This is a genomic window from Inquilinus ginsengisoli (assembly GCF_050434925.1).
Lineage (GTDB): Bacteria > Pseudomonadota > Alphaproteobacteria > DSM-16000 > Inquilinaceae > Inquilinus > Inquilinus ginsengisoli_B.
This window is the reverse complement of record NZ_JBNDJK010000001.1, coordinates 1,855,880-1,871,439: the sequence shown is the minus strand read 5'-3', so window position 1 is coordinate 1,871,439 and position 15,560 is coordinate 1,855,880. Positions and strand designations below refer to the sequence as shown.

The 15,560-nt window shown below is 69.1% G+C and carries 20 protein-coding genes and 1 pseudogene; 2 read left to right on the top strand and 19 right to left on the bottom strand.

Annotation, left to right across the window (positions count from 1 at the left end):
- Positions 1-9: 9 nt before the first annotated feature.
- From QFZ27_RS08990 to trbB, 3 genes are read right to left on the bottom strand one after another with little or no spacing between them, the layout of a single operon-like run.
- Positions 10-279, bottom strand: a complete 270-nt coding sequence (locus QFZ27_RS08990; RefSeq protein ID WP_429225846.1) for a VirB3 family type IV secretion system protein — start codon at positions 277-279, stop codon at positions 10-12.
- Entirely contained in the window at positions 276-605 is a 330-nt protein-coding gene (locus QFZ27_RS08985; protein WP_429225845.1) for a TrbC/VirB2 family type IV secretion system protein, read from the bottom strand. Before QFZ27_RS08985 ends, QFZ27_RS08990 begins: the two co-directional genes overlap by 4 nt.
- On the bottom strand, positions 602-1,597 hold the full coding sequence (gene trbB, locus QFZ27_RS08980; RefSeq protein ID WP_429225843.1) for a P-type conjugative transfer ATPase TrbB: 996 nt from the start codon (positions 1,595-1,597) through the stop codon (positions 602-604). The genes QFZ27_RS08985 and trbB overlap by 4 nt, the downstream gene beginning before the upstream one ends.
- Before the next feature lie 874 nt (positions 1,598-2,471).
- Between trbB and QFZ27_RS08975 the strand changes: the two are divergent.
- Positions 2,472-2,819: pseudogene (locus tag QFZ27_RS08975) on the top strand (nucleotidyl transferase AbiEii/AbiGii toxin family protein); the annotation flags it as partial.
- A gap of 96 nt (positions 2,820-2,915) precedes the next feature.
- On the opposite strand, the gene QFZ27_RS08970 reads toward QFZ27_RS08975, so the two are convergent.
- From QFZ27_RS08970 to QFZ27_RS08900, 15 genes are all read right to left on the bottom strand, one after another.
- Complete coding sequence (locus QFZ27_RS08970) at positions 2,916-3,350, bottom strand: CopG family transcriptional regulator (protein ID WP_429225841.1); 435 nt, start codon at positions 3,348-3,350, stop codon at positions 2,916-2,918.
- Between the two features lie 7 nt (positions 3,351-3,357).
- On the bottom strand, positions 3,358-5,349 hold the full coding sequence (locus QFZ27_RS08965) for a conjugal transfer protein TraG (protein ID WP_429225840.1): 1,992 nt from the start codon (positions 5,347-5,349) through the stop codon (positions 3,358-3,360).
- Between the two features lie 146 nt (positions 5,350-5,495).
- A complete protein-coding gene (locus tag QFZ27_RS08960; RefSeq protein WP_429225839.1) occupies positions 5,496-7,226 on the bottom strand; it encodes a relaxase/mobilization nuclease domain-containing protein in 1,731 nt (576 codons plus the stop codon).
- 336 nt (positions 7,227-7,562) lie between these two features.
- Positions 7,563-7,847, bottom strand: coding sequence for a hypothetical protein (locus QFZ27_RS08955; RefSeq protein ID WP_429225838.1), 285 nt, complete (start codon positions 7,845-7,847; stop codon positions 7,563-7,565).
- Positions 7,848-8,142: 295 nt separating this feature from the next.
- On the bottom strand, positions 8,143-8,340 hold the full coding sequence (locus tag QFZ27_RS08950; protein WP_429225837.1) for a hypothetical protein: 198 nt from the start codon (positions 8,338-8,340) through the stop codon (positions 8,143-8,145).
- A 273-nt stretch (positions 8,341-8,613) separates the two neighbouring features.
- The gene (locus QFZ27_RS08945; RefSeq protein ID WP_429225836.1) at positions 8,614-9,261 is read right to left on the bottom strand and encodes a lytic transglycosylase domain-containing protein; all 648 of its coding nucleotides are present in this window, start codon (positions 9,259-9,261) and stop codon (positions 8,614-8,616) included.
- On the bottom strand, positions 9,258-9,803 hold the full coding sequence (locus QFZ27_RS08940) for a S26 family signal peptidase (protein WP_429225834.1): 546 nt from the start codon (positions 9,801-9,803) through the stop codon (positions 9,258-9,260). The genes QFZ27_RS08945 and QFZ27_RS08940 overlap by 4 nt, the downstream gene beginning before the upstream one ends.
- On the bottom strand, positions 9,773-10,237 hold the full coding sequence (locus QFZ27_RS08935) for a DUF2840 domain-containing protein (protein WP_429225833.1): 465 nt from the start codon (positions 10,235-10,237) through the stop codon (positions 9,773-9,775). The genes QFZ27_RS08940 and QFZ27_RS08935 overlap by 31 nt, the downstream gene beginning before the upstream one ends.
- Positions 10,234-10,458 (bottom strand): ribbon-helix-helix protein, encoded by a 225-nt coding sequence (locus QFZ27_RS08930; protein WP_429225832.1) that lies wholly within the window; start codon positions 10,456-10,458, stop codon positions 10,234-10,236. Before QFZ27_RS08930 ends, QFZ27_RS08935 begins: the two co-directional genes overlap by 4 nt.
- Complete coding sequence (gene parA / locus QFZ27_RS08925; protein ID WP_429225831.1) at positions 10,455-11,093, bottom strand: ParA family partition ATPase; 639 nt, start codon at positions 11,091-11,093, stop codon at positions 10,455-10,457. The genes QFZ27_RS08930 and parA overlap by 4 nt, the downstream gene beginning before the upstream one ends.
- Complete coding sequence (locus QFZ27_RS08920) at positions 11,090-12,130, bottom strand: replication initiator protein A (protein ID WP_429225830.1); 1,041 nt, start codon at positions 12,128-12,130, stop codon at positions 11,090-11,092. Before QFZ27_RS08920 ends, parA begins: the two co-directional genes overlap by 4 nt.
- Complete coding sequence (locus QFZ27_RS08915; RefSeq protein ID WP_429225829.1) at positions 12,127-12,420, bottom strand: helix-turn-helix transcriptional regulator; 294 nt, start codon at positions 12,418-12,420, stop codon at positions 12,127-12,129. The genes QFZ27_RS08920 and QFZ27_RS08915 overlap by 4 nt, the downstream gene beginning before the upstream one ends.
- 130 nt (positions 12,421-12,550) lie before the next feature.
- Positions 12,551-13,093 carry a DUF2285 domain-containing protein gene (locus QFZ27_RS08910; RefSeq protein WP_429225828.1) on the bottom strand — a complete coding sequence of 181 codons (543 nt, stop codon included), beginning with the start codon at positions 13,091-13,093 and terminating at the stop codon, positions 12,551-12,553.
- Entirely contained in the window at positions 13,035-13,316 is a 282-nt protein-coding gene (locus tag QFZ27_RS08905; RefSeq protein WP_429225827.1) for a transcriptional regulator domain-containing protein, read from the bottom strand. Before QFZ27_RS08905 ends, QFZ27_RS08910 begins: the two co-directional genes overlap by 59 nt.
- A 191-nt stretch (positions 13,317-13,507) precedes the next feature.
- The gene (locus tag QFZ27_RS08900; RefSeq protein ID WP_429225826.1) at positions 13,508-13,762 is read right to left on the bottom strand and encodes a DNA -binding domain-containing protein; all 255 of its coding nucleotides are present in this window, start codon (positions 13,760-13,762) and stop codon (positions 13,508-13,510) included.
- Positions 13,763-13,900: 138 nt separating this feature from the next.
- Here QFZ27_RS08900 and QFZ27_RS08895 point away from each other — a divergent pair, with 138 nt between their 5' ends.
- Entirely contained in the window at positions 13,901-14,158 is a 258-nt protein-coding gene (locus QFZ27_RS08895) for a helix-turn-helix domain-containing protein (RefSeq protein WP_429225824.1), read from the top strand.
- Positions 14,159-14,319: 161 nt separating this feature from the next.
- On the opposite strand, the gene QFZ27_RS08890 is transcribed toward QFZ27_RS08895, so the two are convergent.
- Complete coding sequence (locus tag QFZ27_RS08890) at positions 14,320-15,513, bottom strand: DUF932 domain-containing protein (RefSeq protein ID WP_429225823.1); 1,194 nt, start codon at positions 15,511-15,513, stop codon at positions 14,320-14,322.
- Positions 15,514-15,560 lie beyond the last annotated feature (47 nt).

Sequence of the window (15,560 nt, the reverse complement as noted above, 5' to 3'; positions counted from 1 at the left end):
CGCCTGAGCTCAGATGCCGAGATGAGAGGGGTAGCGGAGGTGCCGGCGCGCGACCTCGGCGAACCAGGGGTCCCGCTTGGCGGCCCAGACGGCAACGGCGTGTCCGACCAGCCACAGGACGACGCCGGCGATCCAGAGCCGCAACCCGAGCCCGATCGCAGCGGCGAGCGTGCCGTTGACGATGGCAATGGCCCGGGGGGCGCCTCCGAGCAGGATCGGCTCGGTAAGCGCCCGGTGCACCGGCGCGTGGAAGCCTGGAACGGAGTCGATCCCGGTCATGGCACGAGCGCGCCGCCGGTGAAGGAGAAGAAGCTGAGGAAGAAGCTTGATGCGGCGAATGCGATCGACAGGCCGAAGACGATCTGCACCAGTCGGCGGAAGCCGCCGGAGGTGTCGCCGAACGCGAGCGTCAGGCCGGTGACGATGATGATGATCACCGCAATGATCTTGGCAACCGGCCCCTCGACCGAGCTCAGGATCTGCTGCAGAGGTTCCTCCCAGGGCATGCCCGAACCCGCGGCCTGAGCCGGTTGGCTCTGAACGACGCAGCCGATCAGGCAAAGGACGGCAAGTCCTCGGAAGCGACGAGCGAAGGAGGGAATCACGGTTGAACTCCTGGAAGGATGGGTTGATGGGAATCCGAGATCGAGGCGAGGTGGTAGTCGCCCGCCGCGGCCAGGCCGTGGACCTCGGCAACCTCGATCAGCCGGCGCTGGGTGCCGCGGCCGGCGAGGACGGCGATGAGGTCGATGGTCTCGGCGATCAGCGCCCGCGGCACCGTGACGACCGCTTCCTGGATCAGTTGCTCCAGGCGCCGGAGCGCGCCCATGGCCGAGCCGGCGTGGATGGTGCCGATGCCCCCCGGATGGCCGGTGCCCCAGGCCTTGAGCAGGTCGAGGGCCTCGGCACCGCGGACCTCTCCGATCGGGATGCGGTCGGGCCGCAGGCGAAGGGCGGAGCGGACGAGATCGGAAAGCGACGCGACGCCGTCCCTGGTCCGCAGCGCCACGACATTGGGTGCCGTGCATTGCAGCTCGCGGGTGTCCTCGATCAGGACGATCCGGTCGCCTGTCCTGGCGAGTTCCGCGAGCAGCGCATTGACCAGGGTGGTCTTGCCGCTCGAGGTGCCTCCGGCAACGAGGATGTTGCGACGTCGCGACACGGCGCGGCGCAGCGCGTCGGCCTGCGCCGTGCTCATGATCCCGGCGGCGACGTAGTCGTCGAGGGTGAAGACCGCGACGGCGGGCTTGCGGATCGCAAAGGCCGGCGCGACGACGAGCGGCGGAACCAGCCCCTCGAACCGCTCGCCGGTTTCGGGCAACTCGGCCGAGACCCTGGGCGCTCGGGCATGGACTTCGGCGCCGACGTGATGCGCCACCAGCCGGACGATGCGCTCGCCGTCAGCCGGCGACATCCGTTCGCCGGTGTCGGCAAGGCCGTCGGTGAGCCGGTCGATCCAGAGCCGGCCGTCTGGGTTGAGCAGCACCTCGACGACGGTCGCATCCTGCAGCCAAGTCGCGATTGCCGGCCCGAGCGCCGTGCGCAGCATGCGGGCGCCGCGCGAGACCGCTTCCGCTCTGTCCGGGACTGTCGGCATCGCTTTCCCCTTCTCCGTCGGCCGGGGTCCGGCCATCAGGCGGGGACCATTAGAAGGGGCAGGATTCGCTTGGAGGCAACAAGGGGCAGCAGGGCGTAGGGCGGCAGCGCGCGAAGACAAGAAATCGGCACGAGGTCACTGAAATACCGCCTGCCGGCGAGAGCCCGAGACGGTTGATCTCGCGGCAGGCGGTCCAGGGCCTGCGGCACGGATATGAACGGCGTCTGACGCGGGCTCCCGCTGCGCAACCAGACGGATCGCTTCATCCGGCCGGGCATGCTGGGCCGGAGCACGGCGGCTCACCGGTTGCGACCGCGGGCATCGAATGTGAAAAACCTCTGCATATGCTGATGTCAGCCGAGGAACTGTCACAGACGGGCCAGCGCCCGGCAGAGAAGATCCTTCAGAACGGGACCCCGGTCCGGATGCATGACTGGTTCAGGCGGGGATCGGCCCGGAAACCATGGCTCGTCTCGTGAGCGATGGGGTTGCGGTCAGGCCGGCTCGCGGCGTCCATCAAATCGCGGGAGCCGCCCCGACGCCTGGCATACGCTCGCCGAAGCCGCAGCGCTCGTTCCAAGGGCTATTGTCCGCCTGACGTCGGCCCTGGATTTCACGAGCTGACCCTTCAGATGCCGTCGGGGGTCTGGATGGCGATCGATCGAGCCGGCTGGCGGCCAAGAGTGGCATACCCGCCCATCCGCTTTGTCCACCTCAGCGGCTGGGCGCTGCCCGACGGGCTCGATTACGGCGATCCCGACGCGGCGGCGATCACAGGGCGCTTCCGGAGGATCTGCGCGGTTCCCGTGCCAGATGACGGGGTCGTGTTCGACGTGCAGGGCCTTGAGGCTGCGACCATTCGCGACCAGGCCGATTGCGGCGGCGTGCTGTCCGTACCAGCGTCACCATCGCAAGAGCACGCGTGGCGATCCGGGTGGGAATCGGCTTCGGAGACGCTGTCACGCCGCAGCCGATCGAGATGGACTATCCGGCGTTGCTCGACCCACCGGCCCCGCGGTTGCGCGCCTATTCGCCCGAGACCGTCGTCGCCGAGAAGGGGGAGCCAATCGTTGCGCTGGGAATCGTCAACAGTCGCATGAAAGACTTCTGGGATCCGTCGACGATCTCGCGGACCTTCAAGTTCGGACGCGCCATGCTGGCGGCCACGCTGCGACGGACCTTCGAGCGGCGGGGCACGCCTTGGCCGACCAAGGTACCGGTTGCCTTTCAGGAGCCTTCGCTGCGGAAAAGGCCGGGCAGTGGCACGCCTTCCTCGGTCGTGATCGCCTGGCCGCGCCCGGAGCCGTCTGCGTCCCCGCTACTCGCTGCCCGAACCAGCCTCCTTCGTCGGAGTCGTCACTTCGGCAGAGATCTCCTGCAGCAGCCCCTTTCCCTTGGCGAGCCGCCTTCCCAGCGTTTCCAGGAACTCCTGATACCGCTCCCGCCCCTTGGCCTGGGCGGCCGCATGCGCGTCGCGAGGCAGAGGCGGCGTGACGGCGAGCCAGAACCTGATGAACAGCGCTAGCGCTTCGACCGAGATTCCAAGGTCGCGATCGAGCCGCTGCACCTGCCGGGAGAGATGGTCCAGGCGCCGGGCGAAAGCAGCCTCGCGATGATCCGGTTCGTCCGGCGAAAGGAACGAAGCAACGGCGGCTTCGACGATGGACGAGCGCGACAGCCGCTTCCGGTCGGCAAGGTCCTCGACCCTTCGCAGCAGGTCGGGCGAGAAGTAGACATTCAGCCTTGTCTTCACGGGTTCCTCAGAGTGATATGCCGTCGTCGGGGTCCAGCGCCGCCTGCCGGGCGACGGAGCGCATGGCCCGCCGCACCGCTCGTGCCTTCGATGCTTCGTCATCCGGCTCGTCTTCGAGGTCGGCGAAAACGGTCTCGGGCGCCGGCGCCTCCGGCACCATCGCCTCATGCGCGGGCAGCATGGGCTCGCGCCGAATTCCTCCGTTGGCCTGATCCTCCGCATCGCCGCCGGAACGCTCGCAATCCTGACCCCTTTGGTCCGGCGGCGCGCCGGTCCAATCGTCGGCACCCGATGCAGTCCCTGGCGAATCCAGGACCGGAATGGGATCCGCAGGCGGCGGCAGAATGCGGCCAGCGAAGCGGGGATCCTCGAAGTAGCGGACTTTCCCGGCCCGGACAGGAGGAAGGCCTGAGACGAGAACCAGTTCCTCTCCTGGTGGCAGCTGCATCACCTCCCCCGGGGTGAGCAGCGGTCGTGCCGTTTCCTGGCGCGACACCATCAGGTGTCCGAGCCAGGGTGACAGCCGATGACCCGCGTAGTTCTTCATCGCCCGCAGCTCGGTCGCGGTGCCGAGTGCGTCTGACACTCGTTTGGCCGTTCGCTCGTCATTGGTCGCGAAGGCGACGCGCACATGGCAATTGTCGAGGATCGAATTGTTGGGCCCGTAAGCCTTTTCGATCTGGTTGAGCGACTGGGCGATCAGGAAGCTCTTGAGGCCGTAGCCGGCCATGAAGGCGAGCGCGCTCTCGAAGAAGTCCAGGCGTCCGAGCGCCGGGAACTCGTCCAGCATCAGGAGCAGGCGCCGGCGCCTGCCTGCCGTCTCCAGTTGCTCGGTGAGCCTGCGCCCGATCTGGTTGAGCACCAGGCGGATCAGCGGCTTGGTCCGGCTGATGTCGGACGGCGGGACCACGAGGTAGAGCGTCGCCGGCTGATCGCGCTCGACCAGGTCCATGATCCGCCAGTCGCAGCGCGCGGTGACCTTGGCGATCACCGGATCGCGATAGAGGCCAAGAAAGCTCATCGCGGTCGACAACACGCCGGAACGCTCGTTGTCGCTCTTGTTGAGGAGCTCGCGGGCGGCCGAGGCGACAACTGGATGGGGCCGGTCCCCGAGGTGGCGCGTCGACATCATCGACCGCAAGGTGCTCTCGATCGGCCGCCTTGGATCGGAGAGAAAGGCGGCGACGCCGGCGAGCGTCTTGTCCGACCCGGCGTAAAGAACGTGGAGGATGGCGCCGACCAGAAGGCTGTGGCTGGTCTTCTCCCAATGGTTGCGCCGCTCCAGCGCGCCTTCGGGATCGACGAGGATATCGGCGATGTTCTGGACGTCGCGGACCTCGGCGTCGCCGCGGCGGACCTCGAGCAGCGGGTTGTAGGCGGTCGAGCCGGAATTGGTCGGATCGAACAGCAGCACGCGGCCGAAACGGGCACGCCAGCCGGCGGTGAGCTGCCAGTTCTCCCCCTTGATGTCGTGGACGATGGCAGAGCCGGGCCAGGTCAGAAGTGTGGGCACGACGAGGCCGATGCCCTTGCCGCTGCGGGTCGGGGCGAAGCAGAGCACATGCTCCGGCCCGTTGTGGCGGAGATACTCCCGCTGGAAACGACCGAGCACGACTCCATCGGGCCCGAGCAGGCCGCCCTCGCGGATCTCTTCTTCCCTCGCCCAACGGGCCGAGCCGTATGTGGACGCCTCCTTTGCCTCCCGCGCCCGCCACACCGACATGCCGATCGCGATCCCGATCGCGGCGACGCCGCCGGCAGCCGCGATCAGCCCGGCTTCGATGAACAGGCCCGGTGCATAGGCGTCGTACCAGTACCACCACCAGAAGAGGGCCGGCGGTGGATAGAGCGGCACGCCGGCGAACTCGGCCCAGGGACTGCCAAGCTCGGGTTGGTAGCCGAGCCTCCAGGCCGCCCACTGGGTCGCGCCCCAGACGGAAGCGAGCACCACCGCGAACACAACGACGATCTGACCCCAGAGAATCTTGGTTCCGGACATGCCACACCGTGCAAAGAGGACCGCAGAAGCCATGCCGGCGAGCCTGGCCGCAAGGCAACCGCCGAAAACGCGACGTCGCACTGGCGGCGCAGCCATCGCGTCAAAACAGGCCGTGTGCGGTGCGCCCGCCGGAGGATACGCCGCGCTCAGATCCCGAGCCCCCGGCTGCGCCCGAAGCTCCAGTCGACGCCGCCGTCCGGGCGCGCGACGCCAGACACCTCCTGGCCGAAGCGCCGCTCCAGCATCGGCGTCCAGGGCACCAGGCTGAACCCGAGCCCGTCTTCGATCATCGCGAAGCGACCCGAGGCGAGGTCGAGCCGGCGGCGGTAGGTGCCCGCGACGGGATCGCCGGCAGCGGTCTCCGATCTCGGCAGCCCGGTCTCGGCCGCGAGCGCCGCCGCGACGGTACCAAGCTCGCGCCAACGCAACGTGTCGAGCAGGTTGCGGGCGAGGACGACCCGCTGCCCTCGGCGGCGCGCCAGCCCGTCTTCGGCGAGCCGCTCGATCCGAGCCTCCACCGCCGCCCGGACCTCGGCTCCGAAGCCGCCGTCCGACAGCGTCGCCGGCTCGCGCGCGATGAGCTGGCGGTCGAGCCAAGTCGCGCCACGGGCACTCACCTGCGCCTGGATGTCGAGATCCGAGCGCGTGATCAGCTCCGTCCTGTCCGACCGGATCTCGACGATGCCGCCGAGCGGCGACGTGTGCTCGAGCGCCCCGAGATCCGGAAAGCGGAAATGATGAACCCGGCCATCGATCCCGTCGATGACCGCGTACGCCTCGCCGGCGAGTTCGTCGTGCAGTCCCTTGTCGACGAGGCGTCCCACTACCGTCGCCGCGGCGCCCCGGCCGTGGATGACATAGTCGCCGAGCCCTCGCTCGGCTCTCTGCCTGGTCAGGCTGCGGTGCATCGTGCGGATGATGTCGCCGCGATTGCCGAGCTCTCGCAGCGTTCGCTCGGCATCGGCCGCGACAACCCATTCGGCCGGGCCGGCGGGCGCTGCAAGTCCCATCCGCTCCAGCCGCTGCAGCCGGCCGATCATCAGCCGACGGAGGTCGGACGAGTCCTCGCCTGAACCGCCGGGCCGCAGATCGACGAAGCCCTCCTCATCCGCCACGCGGCGGATCTCGGCGTCGAGCCTGGTCCAGCGTTCGGCCTCGACCTCCCGCTCCAGCCCGAGCCGCACCGCGTGCTCGGGTTTCGGCCCGAGCTCGCGCGCGATCAGCGCCTCGGCTCGCGCCCGCAGGCCGCGGCTGATGTAGTCGCGCGCGATGACGAGATCGCTGCCATCCTCGGCGACGCCGCGAACCAGCATGTGGACATGAGGGTTGTCGGTGTTCCAATGGTCGACCGCGATCCAGTCGAGCCGGGTGCCGAGGTCGCGCTCCATCTGGGTGGCGAGGTCCCGGGCGAAGGCCCGGAGGTCGGTCATCTCCGCCGCGTCCTCGGGCGAGACGATGAACCGGAAGTGATGCCGGTCGTCGCGGCAGCGGGCGGCGAAGGCTGCGTCGTCCGCCACATCGTTGCGGGCGTCGAACATGCGTGCCTTTTCGCCATCGCGGGTCACGCCCTCACGCTTCAGGTAGGAAAGATGGGCCGCCATCGGCGCCGAGTGAAAGCTCCGCCCCTTGTGCCGGACCACACGGGCCTTGACGACGACGCGGCGTCCAGGCGCGAAGAGCCGATCGCGGCTGAAGGCAAGCCGCCCGCGGCCGAAGCCCGACCGGTCCGGCCGCGGCAGCCGAGGCGAGCGCGGCCCGACATGCCCGGCCTTCTGCGCCGCCTTCAGCACCTGGGCGATAAAGGTGGGCCGGCGACCGCTGCCGCGGCTGCGGATCCGGCCCAGCCGGACGCGAAGATCGTCGTCACGCGTGCCCATTGTCGATCACCTCGGAACCTGCGCCGAGCGCAGTGCCGCAAAATCCATTGATCCGATTCGGAAATCGCTTCGCCGCGGCACTCCCCGGGCCGCGCGTGGCCGGAGCAATCTATGAATATTCAAGAACTTACCTCACCAACGGCCACACCCTTTTATCTTGCCATAGCTCAAAAGTTGTCCCGCATCTCTCAGATCCGCAACCTGTAGTAGTGATATATCGCAGTGCGTCGGGGTGCTTCGCTGTGTTGGGCCAGCACTCGCCCCGGCAGCACTGCTGAGCACTGAATGCAGAAGGCGGGAGCGGCTCCCTGGGCACCGCCCCCGCCGTGGAGAGGCCTATTCGATGAGAGCGAGCCGCTTCTGGGCGGTCAGGATCTCGACGACGGTCGGGTTATCCCAGGCCTGCCATTGCAACAAGCAGGCGCGTTGCCGGGGCCCTGTGTTCTCAACGACGGGATTGTAATCCTCCTCCTCTTCGTCGCTCGGACGGGGCAGGTAGGGCGGCGCGTCCTTGCATGCCGCGATGGCATTCTCGAGCCGGCGGATGAGGTCGAACGCCTCCCGCCGATCATGCCAGTCGGCGTCGGTGCCCGGGATGGGACGGGATGATGCGATGGTCATCGGAATGCTCCTTGGTTGACGTCCTCCGCGTCGAGGACGTGCCCCGGGCTCGGCCGGCGGAGCGGCCGTCAAGGACGCCGGAGGCGCCGCGGAGCGGGGCGTGGGGGAGCCGAAATGCGTCAGCATTTCGGGGGGACCACGCCTCCTTGACGGGCGTTTCGTCCGGCTGACAGGATGAGACGACCGAGACGGGAAAGGGTTTGGAGCGGACCTCTCCAGGAGCGCCGGCCTTTCGCCGATGGCGGGCACGACGCTCGACGAACGCCGCGCCCGATGCGCTTGGAATTGTCTGCGATCAGCGTTCCCGATGCCGATCGGCTGCAGGGCGGCGGCGGCGCGGCCGCGTGTCGAACAGTTCGTCGAAGGCGCGGTCGAGTTCCGCCTGGCGGGCGGTCGCCTGCGCGAGCTCGGCCTCGGCCGCAGCGCGCTCGCGGCGGGTCAGATGGCAATGGCGCAGCTCGGCCTGAAGCTCGCGGATGTGGTCGTGGAGCATGGTCCTCTCCGTCCCAAGTCTGAAGACGGGAGGTGCGGCGCATGCCGGGGCGGGCCGGGTCGTGGATCGCCGCAGGCGACCGGCTGGCCGGCGAGCGGGGGAGCCGATTTTGTCGAGCGGGACGACAGACCGGCGCGCGCAGCGCGTTCCTTTCGCTCGGCAAAATTGGGGGGACCGCTCGTCCACGACGCGGCCCGTCCCGGCATGGGAGAATGGATGATCCGAAGAGACGGTCCCTCTCTCCGGTGGGGCTCCGCCGGTGCCGCCGCGCCATCATGGCGTGTGCTTCCGCGTGGTGCTCACCGGCACGAAGAGGCCGCCGGCCGAAGACGGCCGGAGGCTCCCCTCTCGGTCACCGCCATGCAGATCGACGAACAGGCTGGCGGTGGATGCAACCACCGGCGTATGCGCCCGCGCGGCGTCCGCATAGCCGAGGGCTGCGAGATAGGCCTGCGTCTCGGCCGGCAAGGGACGGCTCTTGGACAGGTGCTCGTCCATACGCCGGGGGCCAGCATTGTAGGCGGCGAACAGGCCGGGGTAGCCATAGCGGTCGTGCATCTCGTGCAAGTACGCCGCGCCGGCCAGGATGTTGTCGCGCGGGTCGTAGGGGTCGGCGCCGAGGCCGTAGCGGCCGCGCAGCTCGGCCCAGGTCTGCGGCATGAGCTGCATGAGTCCCATGGCGCCCTTCGGCGAGACGACGCGAGCGTCACCGCCGCTCTCAATCTGCATCACGGCGCGGATCCATGGCTCCGGCACGCGGAAGCGCCGTGAGGCTTCGGCGATGTAGGCCGACCAAGGGTCGTATGCTTCCACCGCGACGCTCGTCGCCGGTTCGGCTCGGACAGCGATCGTCCACGTGCAGACACAGAGCAGGATGGCGGCCGCCGATTGGATTCCTGGATGGCTGCGGCTTCGCATCATCGCGGCGCCCCGCATGTCCAGAGCGGCACCGCGCGGCCGATGATCGAGGCCATCGGCACCGCCCCGAAATACCGCCCGTCCAGCGAGTCCCAGACACCCCGGTTCATGAGGAAGACCTCGCCGGACCCGAGCCGTCGGCAGCCCTGCCAGACCGGCAGCGCCCGGCCGAACCGATCACGCTGGCGCGCCTGTCCGGCGGCGGCGCCATCGATCGCGATCTGCCGGCCCATGCGGCAGACGGTGCTGTCCGGCAGTGCCGCGATGCGCTTCATGAGCGGCACGCCGGCCGGCAGGTAACCGCGCTGGGCGAAGAGCGGGACGAGCGCGGCCGGCGTCCGCGCGAGCACGATATCGCCGACAGCGAGATGGTCGACTGCGCGCACGCGGTAGAGCCCGATCGGCAGGCTTGCCGAGGCGTTCCAGACGAGGCGCGGCATCGGCGAGACCAGCGCCGGGCCTGCAATCAGGCAGACGCCGGCGAGCATCGCGGCCAGGGGAGCAATGCGCGCCCTCATGCCTCGATCCTCCGGCGCCTGTGCCACGCGGGATGGCGCTCACGGCTGTAGGCCCGCGGCGCGAAGCCGGCGGTCAGGCGGTTGTTGACGTGCCGCCAGTGGTCCGGCGCGGCGTCGGCCGGGTCGATCCCGAACGCCAGGACGGCATCGATCGCCTGCAGCACCCGTTCGACCTTCGGCCAGCCGGACTGGCGAAGCAGGATCTCGGCGCCGGGCCGCACATGCGGCACGGTCGAACAGCGCTCGCCTGGCGCCGAGACGCGCAGGATGTCGATGCGCGAGACCCCGGTGCCGAGATCGGTCGCGGCCCAGCGCAGGACGGCGAAGACGTTGCCGGGCGCGAAGGACAGGATGCGCCGATGCTGATCGACACCCGCCTCCGCGACCGGCCGGCCGAAGCGGAGCCAGTGCTCGATCCGCCGGTGCAGACGCAGCAATTCGAGCTGGGTGAGATTGCTCATGGCACATCTCCGGTCTCATCGGATGCGGGGAAGTGGCGCGCGAGCAGGTCGCGCAGCAGATCGGCGACGGTGACGCCCTGGCGGTAGGCCGCGATCTTGATGCGGCCGCGCAGCTCCGGTGTGACGTCGATGGTGAGGCGGGCGGTGACGGGCTTGCGGGCTTCCGGCGCCCGAATCCACGCCTCAGGGCTGCCCGGTCGCCTGGCGAAGGGCCAGCTCATGGCGTCAGCCTCTCGATCTCGGCCGGGAGCATCCGGATCTCGCGGACGGCGATCCGACTGCGCGGGAACTCGCCGACCAGCCGCCCGCTGCGGACGGCGTCGGCGAAGGCGACGCGCTGGCCGATGCGCACGGCGAGCGCCGGCGGGTCGGCCCTGGCGAGCGACATCGCCGTGTCGTGCGCGATCACGGTGCCGGCCCCGCAGCGGTTCAGCAGAAACCGCGCCAGCAAGTCTGGCCGGAACTGCCGCGCCTCATCGAGCAGCCGCAGCGTCTCGGCCGAGGCCCAGCCGTCAAAGGGCGAGGGCTGGACCGGGATCAGCACGAGGTCGGCCGCGAGCAGCGCCGAGCGCATCAGCGCGGCGACGCGCGGCGGCCCGTCAATGACGACGTGGTCGACGCCGCGGGCGATCTCGGGCGCCTCCCGGTGCAGCGTGTCGCGGGCGAGGCCGATAACGCCGAAGTGCCGCGGCCGACCGGCCCGCGCCCGCTGCTCGGACCAGTCGAGGGCCGAGCCCTGCGGGTCGGCGTCGATGACGGTGACGCGCCGGCCCTGGCGGGCCCATTCGCCGGCGAGGTGCAGGGCGAGCGTGGTCTTGCCGACGCCGCCCTTCTGGTTGAGCAGCGCCACGATCACGGCGGGCCTCGCCGGGTGGTGCGGCGCGTCGAGCGAGCATCACCAACAATGTTAGAGTCTTCTAAGTTAGACTCTAAGTTACGGGCGCCGGTCTCGCTTGCAGACCAAAGGGTTAGCTGGGTTTCGTGCGCCTGATGTACCGATAGGCTTGCGCCCGAAGTACCGATACCCGCTGCGCCTGATGTACCGAGCGCAGTCACAGGCTTGTCCACCGATTCTGTGGATAAGTGCGGCCCCGCGATCGGCGTGATCCACAGGAGGTCGCGGCCCTTGAAGGCGAGGCGGTAGCCGGGCAGCGGCTGGCGGGCGGCGATTTGGCGGAGGTCGAGGGCAAAGTCGGACAGCCGGGCCAGGCTGCCGGACTTGGTGTGGAGGTGGCGGATCTCGAAGGCCCAGCCCGAGGGCTGCCGGCCGGCATGCTTGCGGGCGACCCGGTAGAGCCAGCGCTCGATGCCGCCCGTCAGCCGGAAATACGCCGGGTCGATGGTCAGGACCAGCGAGCGGTCGAGCACGCCGCGGTAGAACCAGTCCGGCAGCACGAACTCCATGCCACGGCAGCGGCCGGAGCCGTCGACCAGCTCCTGCCACTCGCCGATCCAGGAAAACTGATGCCGACGCCAGTTGAGGCCCTGGCGGATCGTGGTCAGCACAACGGTCGACTGGAGCCGCTGCAGCGCTGCCTTCAGCAGGCGATATTGACGGAAGCCGGTGTCCCGGCCGGTGGCCCGCAGGATCTGGTAGGGCGTGAAGCGCAGGAAGCGGGAGGTGCGCAGGCCGTGGTCGGCGGCCTCGACGATCTGGGTTGCGGCCCAGATCAGGATGTCGGCGTCCCAGATGGTCGCCATGCCGTGCTCGGGCATGGCGTAAATCTGCACCTCCGTATCGCCGGCCTTGTAGAGGACCGGCCGGGTGCGCCGGCCCTTGGCCAGCGAGAAGAAGGGGCGCTCCATCAGGTCGCGCTGATCGCGCGGGCTGACACCCTCCTCGGGCAACGCCACGAAGGGATCGAGCATCGTCCGTTCGGGGAGAGTGGTCATCGTCCCCTCCCCGGCTCTCCGGCGGTGTATTGCGGCGCCACGGCGGCGTGGCGCTTGGCCGGCAGCACGGTGTCGGCGCCCAGGTCCGAGGTCGAGCGCCGGGAGCCGCGGTCGGCCCAGGCCTTCAGGTCCTCGATGGTGTAGACGACGCGTCCGCCGATCTTGCGGTATTGCGGCCCGGTGCCGTAGGTGCGGTGCTTCTCCAGGGTGCGGCCGGAGAGGCCGAGGAAACGCGCGGCCTCGGGCGTCCGGAGAAAACGCGGCGGCATTCCGGCCAGAGGGTCGGGCATGGTCGGGCTCCGTGGTCTTCGGGAAGGCCGCCGGACAGGGCGACCGGTCGAAGGCCATGGTGGCGAAGCGCCGCCGCGTGGGAGGATGGCGAAGACCGGGGTGGCGATGATCGCCACCCCGGCCCGAAGATCAGCGGCGAGGCCCGAGCAGGCGGCGGTAGCCGCCGCGCATTAACGCCAGGCCGGAGCGGACGAGGCGGATGGTGCGGTCGCGGAGCGAGGAGGTCTTCCAGCTCTCCTCGCGGATGCGGTCGGCGCCGAACAGCACTTCGGCGATCTCGCGATAGCTCGCGCCCTCTAACCGCCCGTCGACGGCGCGGAGCGATGCCACAAGGCGCTCCCGTCGCTGCGTCGGCAGGATCGGCGGAGCCTGCGGCCGTCCTTCCCGAAGCAGACGCCAGAAGCGGAGGGTCGCTTCGGCCCGGAGCGGCGCCGTCTCGTCGAGTGAAAGGGCCGCGTCGACGGCGGTGCCGCGGGCCGGAGGTCCCGGCAGCCAGAGGCGATGCGTGCTGCGGCCGTCGCGCAGCAGCAGATGCAGGCCATCCGCGCTCCGGCGTTCGGCGACCGCGCCGAACCATGTGTCGGGATCGAAGACGATGGTGTCGGTCGGGGAATCAGGGAGGGAGGGGGTCAGAAACACCGTGCGGGCGTGCAGCTCGGGCAGCCAGAACACGGGCTGCTCGGAGGCGCGCCGGCGCGGATCCGCCAGAAAAGGTCAGCCCCCAGCGCCGGGCGAGGCTTGCCGCCTCGGCCTCGGAGCCGAGAGCCTCCTTCCCCTTCGCGCGCTCGTAGTCGCTCCGGTACTCCGGATGCCGCCGCAACGCCTCCCAGGCGAAGTCCGGGGCATCCAGATCGGAGTCGTAGGCGGCCCGTGACCGCCAGTCGCCGTTCGGCATGACGTCTCCCTCGGTCCGGCATCATCAACAATGCATGGCCGCATCTTGGGAGTTCATTCCTGATTGAGAAGTCCTCGCAACGGCATCACGCGATGCCGGATGCGTGCACATCCGGCTCCGCGGCTCGCCGCAAAGCTGCGGATGCGACGATGCGACGTTGCGGAAATCCAGTTCTCCGGATCGGCGACGGATCAGCCTTTGCGCAGGAGTTCGCGATAGCCCTGGGCGCTGAGCCAGCGGGCGCGGGCGAGATGGCTCTCATGGCATTTGCGGACGCGCTCCGAATCCCGGTCGGGATCGAGACCGAGCACGATCCTGGCGACCTCGCGCCAGTCCGCCCCCTCCTCCGCCGCATCGAGCAGGCGGAGATAGTCGACCAGATGCTCCCGGTCGTAGTCGGTCAGTTCGACGCCGATCGGCGCGGTATCGGCAGTCGGAGGAGCCACTCGTCCCTGTCCCTCATCGCGTCCGCAGTATCGGCCGCCCGACAAAATGCCCTGCAATCGGCGGGCCTGTCACGGGCAGCTTAGGAATACATACTATAGTTGATAAACTTATAGTGTGTATCTGTCGACCTTTGCCGTATGGATATGCGGCGGCTGGTCGGACGGAACGTGCGACGCGTCAGGCTTGAGAAGGGCCTGACCCAGGAGCAGTTTGCCGACGTCTCGGGCTTCAGCCAGCAGTATCTCAGCAGCCTGGAACGGGGACGCCGCAATCCGACCGTGGTCACGCTCTACGAGCTGGCGCAGGCGCTTGGGGTCTCGCACATCGAGCTTGTCACGCCCGACGAGGAGGCCACTGTCGAGGCCAAGAAGTCGCGGCGCCGCACGAGGCAATAGATCCGCCGCTCGCCGGGCCGCGCGGCCCGGCGAGCGGCGACGCACGCGTGCGCATGGCCGCCGACCCGGAAAGCCGGATCGGCGGCCATGCGCAAATTCTGACATCCACCGACGCGTAAAGCCGTGCAGGCTAAAATCCGGCTGCACGGCTTTACGGATAATCAGGCGGCGCGCTCCAGCAGCGCCCGCGCCTTGCCCTCAAGCTCAAGCCGGCCGTCCTGGTGCGGCTTGGTGCGGGCCACCGCGGTGATCCCCTGTACGAAATCGAACAGGCTCTCAGGCGGATGCCCCTCCTCGTTCAGCACGGTCGCGATAATCTTGGCCGTCTCCGGCTTGGAGAAACCGCGCTTGCGCAGGAAGGCCTGCCGATCCTCCTCGGTCCGGGCGACGATCCGCTCCCGCGCCGCCTTGATCCCGGCAACGAAGGGGGCCGGGCTGGAATTGGCGAAGCTGGCCAGGGCCGGTGCCGCCTCATGCGCGAAGCGCTGCGCCGCGAACTTCGAATGCCGGATGGTGATCTCCTCGAAGCCCTCCACGCCCCACAGGTTCCGATTCTGGCAGACGGCGCGGAGATAGAACGAGGCGATGCCGAGGGTCTTCGACCCGACTTCCGAATTCCAGGCGTAGAAGCCGCGGAAATAGAGATCCGGTTCGCCGTTCGGCAGCCTGCCCGCCTCGATCGGGTGGGTGTCGTCGACCAGGAACAGGAACACGTCCCGATCGCTGGCATAGAGGGTGGTCGTCTCCGCGGTCACGTCGACAAAAGGATTGTGGGTCATGGTCGACCAGTCGAGCACGCCCGGCACCTTCCAGCGGGTATCTCCGGTGCCGTCGCCGGCGATGCGCTGCACGGCGGCGACAAGCTCGTGATCCCAGATGCGACCGTAATCCGGCCCGGTGACGGCGCGGAGCTCGATCCGGCCGGCCTCGGCTTCGAGGGTCTTCACCAATTCGCCGCGGTGGCTGAGCAGGCCGTGCTGCAGGTTGATCCCGGCCAGCGGTGCCGGCAGTTGCCGTAGGTAGGCCGACGGAGCGCCGATCAGGGTGCAGAGCTGGCCGAAGCTCCAATGGGTGGGCGAGATCGGCTCGTCTCGGCCGGGGACGATCAAGGCGAGGCGCTCGGCGTCGTCCCGGCTCGCCTCGACTCGGACGGCCCGGCTCTCCACCGTCCGCGCGGTGGCCCGCTGGGCGCGGGCGCGCACCGCCGCATGCAGATCGGACAGGCTGAGGTACCGCTCGTCGGCGGGACGCGCGTACCACTCCGATGAGACGCGGCCGATACGATCGCCCCGGCCCACATCGACATGGAAGCCGCTCGAAACCGCTTCCTGATCCGGAATCACGCTGGTGGTCATAGCCGATCTCCTTGGGGTTGGGGTGTCAGCGCAGCGCTGCGCTGCAC

Bases quoted from the DNA above. Each gene is read 5' to 3' on its own strand.
- QFZ27_RS08965 (WP_429225840.1), bottom strand. From the start codon at position 5,349: ATGTCCGGAACCAAGATTCTCTGGGGTCAGATCGTCGTTGTGTTCGCG.
- QFZ27_RS08960 (WP_429225839.1), bottom strand. From the start codon at position 7,226: ATGGGCACGCGTGACGACGATCTTCGCGTCCGGCTGGGCCGGATCCGC.
- QFZ27_RS08890 (WP_429225823.1), bottom strand. From the start codon at position 15,513: ATGACCACCAGCGTGATTCCGGATCAGGAAGCGGTTTCGAGCGGCTTC.
- QFZ27_RS08930 (WP_429225832.1), bottom strand. From the start codon at position 10,458: ATGAGCTGGCCCTTCGCCAGGCGACCGGGCAGCCCTGAGGCGTGGATT.
- QFZ27_RS08920 (WP_429225830.1), bottom strand. From the start codon at position 12,130: ATGACCACTCTCCCCGAACGGACGATGCTCGATCCCTTCGTGGCGTTG.
- QFZ27_RS08955 (WP_429225838.1), bottom strand. From the start codon at position 7,847: ATGACCATCGCATCATCCCGTCCCATCCCGGGCACCGACGCCGACTGG.
- QFZ27_RS08915 (WP_429225829.1), bottom strand. From the start codon at position 12,420: ATGCCCGACCCTCTGGCCGGAATGCCGCCGCGTTTTCTCCGGACGCCC.
- QFZ27_RS08895 (WP_429225824.1), top strand. From the start codon at position 13,901: ATGGATATGCGGCGGCTGGTCGGACGGAACGTGCGACGCGTCAGGCTT.
- QFZ27_RS08950 (WP_429225837.1), bottom strand. From the start codon at position 8,340: ATGCTCCACGACCACATCCGCGAGCTTCAGGCCGAGCTGCGCCATTGC.
- QFZ27_RS08935 (WP_429225833.1), bottom strand. From the start codon at position 10,237: ATGAGCAATCTCACCCAGCTCGAATTGCTGCGTCTGCACCGGCGGATC.
- QFZ27_RS08905 (WP_429225827.1), bottom strand. From the start codon at position 13,316: ATGCCGAACGGCGACTGGCGGTCACGGGCCGCCTACGACTCCGATCTG.
- QFZ27_RS08990 (WP_429225846.1), bottom strand. From the start codon at position 279: ATGACCGGGATCGACTCCGTTCCAGGCTTCCACGCGCCGGTGCACCGG.
- QFZ27_RS08945 (WP_429225836.1), bottom strand. From the start codon at position 9,261: ATGATGCGAAGCCGCAGCCATCCAGGAATCCAATCGGCGGCCGCCATC.
- trbB (WP_429225843.1), bottom strand. From the start codon at position 1,597: ATGCCGACAGTCCCGGACAGAGCGGAAGCGGTCTCGCGCGGCGCCCGC.